General features: G+C 68.6%; 5 protein-coding genes and 1 pseudogene. 3 read left to right on the plus strand and 3 right to left on the minus strand.

What is annotated here, in order from left to right; genetic code table 11:
* Positions 1–5: 5 nt before the first annotated feature.
* Both BMG523DRAFT_RS21715 and BMG523DRAFT_RS21720 read right to left on the minus strand, forming a co-directional pair.
* Entirely contained in the window at positions 6–188 is a 183-nt protein-coding gene (locus tag BMG523DRAFT_RS21715; RefSeq protein ID WP_023841899.1) for a hypothetical protein, read from the minus strand.
* A 56-nt stretch (positions 189–244) separates the two neighbouring features.
* Positions 245–772, minus strand: coding sequence for a DinB family protein (locus BMG523DRAFT_RS21720; protein ID WP_011436730.1), 528 nt, complete (start codon positions 770–772; stop codon positions 245–247).
* A gap of 373 nt (positions 773–1,145) precedes the next feature.
* On the opposite strand from BMG523DRAFT_RS21720, the gene BMG523DRAFT_RS21725 reads away from it, so the two are divergent.
* Both BMG523DRAFT_RS21725 and BMG523DRAFT_RS21730 read left to right on the plus strand, forming a co-directional pair.
* Entirely contained in the window at positions 1,146–1,661 is a 516-nt protein-coding gene (locus BMG523DRAFT_RS21725) for a Tn3 family transposase (RefSeq protein WP_011436729.1), read from the plus strand.
* Positions 1,658–2,587 carry a hypothetical protein gene (locus tag BMG523DRAFT_RS21730; RefSeq protein WP_023841897.1) on the plus strand — a complete coding sequence of 310 codons (930 nt, stop codon included), beginning with the start codon at positions 1,658–1,660 and terminating at the stop codon, positions 2,585–2,587. Before BMG523DRAFT_RS21725 ends, BMG523DRAFT_RS21730 begins: the two co-directional genes overlap by 4 nt.
* A gap of 601 nt (positions 2,588–3,188) precedes the next feature.
* Here the strand turns inward: BMG523DRAFT_RS21730 and BMG523DRAFT_RS21735 are convergent.
* Positions 3,189–3,995 carry a methylenetetrahydrofolate reductase gene (locus BMG523DRAFT_RS21735; protein WP_035732966.1) on the minus strand — a complete coding sequence of 269 codons (807 nt, stop codon included), beginning with the start codon at positions 3,993–3,995 and terminating at the stop codon, positions 3,189–3,191.
* Between the two features lie 522 nt (positions 3,996–4,517).
* Between BMG523DRAFT_RS21735 and BMG523DRAFT_RS21740 the strand changes: the two are divergent.
* Positions 4,518–5,084 (plus strand): annotated as a pseudogene (locus tag BMG523DRAFT_RS21740) (hypothetical protein); the annotation flags it as partial.

A 5,084-nucleotide genomic window follows, 5' to 3' on the forward strand; every position in this document is an offset into this window, starting at 1 on the left:
AACGGCTACAACTTCCTCGGGTTCCTCTGCCTGGCTGCCGCGATCACCTGCTGGAAGAAACTCCCGCACTCGACGTGAGACACGCTCTTAGCCTGTCCGGCCAGCTGTCGCAGCATGCCGATCTTCGCGAGATGGTGGGCGCCGCCGCGGGTCACCTGCCGGCGGACCCGCTCGTCGTTGACGGCCACCCCCAGCTCGTCGGCGGCGACGGACCGCGGGGGCCGGTGGAGCGACGGGCTGTCTGCTACCCGAGTACGCCGGTCGCTCCGTCGGTGAGCTCGCGCACGATGTCGGCGTGGCCGGTATGGCGGGCTGTCTCTTCGATCATGTGGATGTAGATCCACCGCAGTGATACCTGGGGTAGGTCGGGGCGGGAGACAGGGGTCGCGACGATGTCGTCGAGCGCGTACCCGGCCGCGGCCTTTCGGGAGGCTGCGCACGCCTGGTCGTACGCCGCCAGCAGCGAGTCGATGGTGTCGGTGTCGGCAAGCACCCAGCTGGTGTCTTCCTGGCCGGTCGGGAGTGTGTCGGGGTCGTCGGTCAGCCGACCGAACCAGTTTCGCTCCACCACGGTCAGGTGTTTGACGAGGCCGGCGAGGGTGGTGAGCGAGGGCAGCATCCTGCGTGCGCTGTCCTGGTCGCTGACACCGCGCACCTTGTGGACGAGGACATCCCGGTAAAAGTCGAGGAACGCTTCCAGGGTTTCGCGTTCGCCTGCGGTGCTGGCCTGCATGACCCGCAGTGTCGGCGGGCGTGGCGGTGGCGGCTGCATGCCGGCAACCGTAGCGCGCTGCGAAGACGGGGCCTGAGAGTGATCAAGTCTGGTGCGCGGGTTGGGTCAGGTTCCGATGACGAGGACTTCGCGGGCGGTGCGGTAGGATCTCGACGATGACCGCGAGCCGTGGCGGGCGGCCAGCGGGCGCGCTGACGGCCGCGGGTACGCGCTCCTGCCGACGTGGAGTCACACCGTTGTTCTTGCGCGTCTCCGAACGCACTCGACCAGGATCTGTGGGGAACCGACCTGGTAGGGAGGCCACCGAGATACGGCAGAAAGGGGCAACGGGCGGCTGTAGCCCGGTGGCGTACGGCGTTGGGTCGCTCGGTATCCTGCCGATCACTATCGGGGGTGTAGTACGGGGTGGCTGGTGGCATCGATCGAGGAGGAGGCTGCGGGGGCGGCCGATCCGATCGGGGAGGTCTCCGAACGCGCCGGCCGGCTGGTGATCAAAACGTTGGCGGAGGCCGGCTGGAAGAATCTGATCCGCGCCGCGATCTCGATCCGGGAAGGCGTCCGCTCCTCGGTCACGCTGCTGCGCCGTCTGGGCAAGGTCGAGGCCTTCCACGGCTTCGCCGACTGGCTGATGTTCGGCGGGGACCTGATCGGCCACAACGATCCCGACCATCACGAGAAGATCGTCAAGTTCAACGAGCTGACCGCGAACTGCGTGATCCACCAGAACGCGTTGGACATCACCGATGTCGTTAACCAGCTCGTCGCCGAAGGGCAGGTGGTCGAACCCGACGACCTGGCCACCATCAGCCCGTACATCCGCGAGAACGTCCGCCGCTTCGGTGAATGGGGGCTCGACACCACCCCACCCGAGCAGACCGTCACCCGCCTCGACGTCACTCTTCCCACCTCTGTGGATATTCGTCGATGACGCCGACGGCCCCCGGAAGTGGGGGAGACAGCGGGGGTGCGTGGCTTACCCGGATCGGGGAGCTGTTCGGGATTGTTCTGGCTCCGGTAACGGTACTCACCGCGCTGCTCTACGACTTCGGTTTCGTCCGTGCGCAGGCCCTGTTCGGCTATTTCGGCCTCGAAGTCAGCCAGCTGGACTTCTCCTTCCAGGATCTGGTGCTCCGCAGCGCCCAGGTCGTCTTCCGTCCCCTGATCTTCCTCGCCTTCCTGGTTCTGCTGACCCTGGCTGGCCACGCCCTGCTCACCCGGCAGCTGCGCCGACGTCCCCCCACCTCCCGCGTCGCTCGGGGGGCCTCTCCCGCAACCGGGCTGGTTGCCATGCTGCTGTTCCTGACCGCAGCCGGCAGCCTCGACCTGATCAACCTGAAGTTGATACCTGTGCGGGTGGCGCCGGTCGCGCTTGGCATGGCCGCCGTGCTGACCGAGTACGCCGTCCACCTAGCCGAACAGCAGTGTCACCGGCGACGCCGCCGCCGCGCCCGCCGCGGACCACCCCCACCGCTGATGTCCGCCCCGCTGACCCGACTACGCCGCGCCACTCTCGCCGCGACACTGCTGATCGCCCTGTTCTGGGGGTTTTCCGTCGAAGCCGATCGCCAAGGCAACCAGCTTGCCCGCGGCATCGCCGCGACCGTCGGGCAACGATCGGCAGCCATCGTCTACAGCACCGACCGACTCCCGTTAAGCCCGGACTACCAGGTCGACGAAGTCGACCTCACACCCGCCAAAACCATCTGGCGCTGGCGCTACACCGGCCTGCACGTCCTGGCCTACCGCGCCAACCGCTGGTTCCTGCTACCCACCAGCTGGACGAAGGACAACGGCGCACCCGTCGTCATCCTCACCGAGGACCCCACCCGACTCCGCGTCGACATCGTCCCATAAACACAAACTCCCGCCAGGCCACTCTTCCGGCCGAATTGTGCGATATAAAAGAAAGCGAGAAAAGTGTCTCACCCGCCCCCGGAAATGTGCGAGGAAGGCGCGGTTCCCCCACCTCCCGCGGGAGCATTATCGCCATCCGGCGGGGATACCCGAGGACTGGAAGGAGGTGGAGTCCCCGATTCGGGGCGCACGCTCGGGATTCCGCCGCCACCACCGCGCGAAACGGCTGCCGAGACCCCAGGAATCTGTCCATTGATTGATTTTTTCTGGTCGATTGTGGGATGCGGCTGGGGTAGCGTGGGGATCGCGAAGCCGGTAGGAGTACTCGAATGCTCTTCCGTTCCGGAGGTTGTGGGGGATGGGCTAGGCACATGAGATTGAGAAGATGATCTGCACGCTGCCACGAGGACGATCAGACTGACGGGCAGCACAACGAACATAGCTGTCCACCTCCACCAGCCCTCCCTTTTCCTGGCACTCCTGCTGTTTCGGCGTCCACCCACCACATCCCCCGACGATGTTGCTCTGCGACAGATCGACATCTCTTCGTACTAATAATCACTGTCGGGGTGCCCTGTGTCACTCACTCCGGCCCGGGCGGTTAGAGAAGGTCCTCAAGTCGGGTGGCGACCTGGCGGTAGCGGCTAACCGGGACGAGGTGCACACCGGCGAAGGCGCCGCTGTCGCGCAGCCGTAGCACCTGGTCGCAGGCCGCTTCGACCCCGGCCGCCTGGTCCCGTTCGACTGCTTGGACGAGGTCGTCGGGAATGTCGATGTCGGGGATGGCCGCGGCGAGGCGGCGGGCCATCCCGGCGCTCGCGAGGACCATGACGCCGGCGTAGATCGGCAGTTCGACCGGATGGGCGTCGCGCCAGCGCAGCAGGGCGTCCACCGAGTAGCTGATCTGTACGAACAGGAAGTCGGCCGCTCGTTTCCAGGTGGGCAGTGGACGTAGGCCAGCCGCGGCGCCGACCCGGAACGCCGGCATGTCCGCGAAGACCGGATCCTCGCTGGCCGCGCGGGCCTCGTCCATCATCGCGCGCACGGTCAGGTCGCCGGTCCGGTTCCCGGCGGTGGGTTTGTCGCCGTGGACGAACAGGAATTCCTCGACGCCGTAGGCCGCGGCGGTGAGCAGGTCGCGGCGGAAGCCGAGCAGGTTACGGTCGCGGGAGTTCACGCAGGCGATGCTGCGTCCCCCCATCGTCGCCACCTCGTGGGCGACGGCGATGCTCGACACCGTCGCGCGTCCGATGTGGTTGTCGGGGATCAGGAACGCGTCGGTGACGGGGCTCAGGACGCCGATCTGGTGGCGGGCGTGGGTCAGGTCCGGCCGGGTCGGCGGCTCGATCTCGCAGATCATCTCGAAGCCGCGCACCGGGCGTTCGTGACCCGCCGTGGGTTCGCGCATCCTGACAGGATAGGACTCCACGGACCACAGCCACACCGCACGGGTGCGCTGCGCTGCTGTAGCACACCGTAGGAACAGTCCGAGGTGGCCCACCGGCAGTTCGTGCCACTGAAGTTGGACCGGACCGGATCACCATGTCGGCGCATGCGCTGGTCCGATTCCCCCCAGGCCCATGTGCACCCGAGCCAGCGCGGTCCCTGCCAAACAAAGCGGCCGGAACCCGGCCATCTACCGGGGCCGGTCACAGGGAACCATCCCGGGATGATCATTTTCTGACGCCCGGGAAGGGAGGCTTATCGGGCGTCAGGACGCGCCATGCCACGCGCTCCCCTGAAACGTTCCGTTTCGTGGTATAACGTTTTTCCAAACGTTTCATCGCTTGCGACGATATGTAAGTGGAGGGGATGAGTCATGTCTCGGGTGCCACGACCGCCGCACCAGCGTCGGGAGCCGCCTGAACCGGTGGGGCCGATGCGGCCGCCGCGTCCCCGTGACGGCGAACCCGCGCTCCCGGCGGCCGGCATGTCTTCGGGAGGAGCGCCGGGGGCTGGGGGCGGCCCGGCGACGCCGGAGGGATCCACCGCCGGCCCGGCGGCCGGCCACGCGGTCCCCGAAGGCACCCGCGCCCGCGGCGGCGGGTCCGAGGGTGCGGCGGCCCGCGCCGCGACGGCGCCGCGCTGCGCCTTCCCGGGATGTACCCGACCCGCCGCCCCCGCCGAAGGCCCGGGGCGCCCGCCGGCGTACTGCGACGACCCGGCGCACAACCGGCTCGCGGCCTACCGTCGCCGCCGTGAGCTCGCCGGGCGTGGCGGTGCGGACTCCGCCGGCACGCCCGCCGCCCGGGCCGACCTCGCCACCCTGCCGCTGGCCGCCGGTCGGCTGCGCGCCGAGGACCTCGCCGCTCAGGTGCGCGCCCTCGCCGCCGAGCTGACCTGCGCCCTCGACGCCTTCAGCCGGCAGATGTCCGCCCTCGGCGACGTCACCGCCGTCGAGGCGGCCGTCGAGGCGGCCGAGGCCGAAGCCGCCGAACGGGTCGCCGAGGCGGTGGCCCGTGCCGTGCGCGCCGAGCAGCGGGCCCGCGCCGCCGAG

The organism is Frankia sp. BMG5.23, assembly GCF_000685765.2.
Taxonomy (GTDB): Bacteria; Actinomycetota; Actinomycetes; order Frankiales; family Frankiaceae; genus Frankia; species Frankia casuarinae.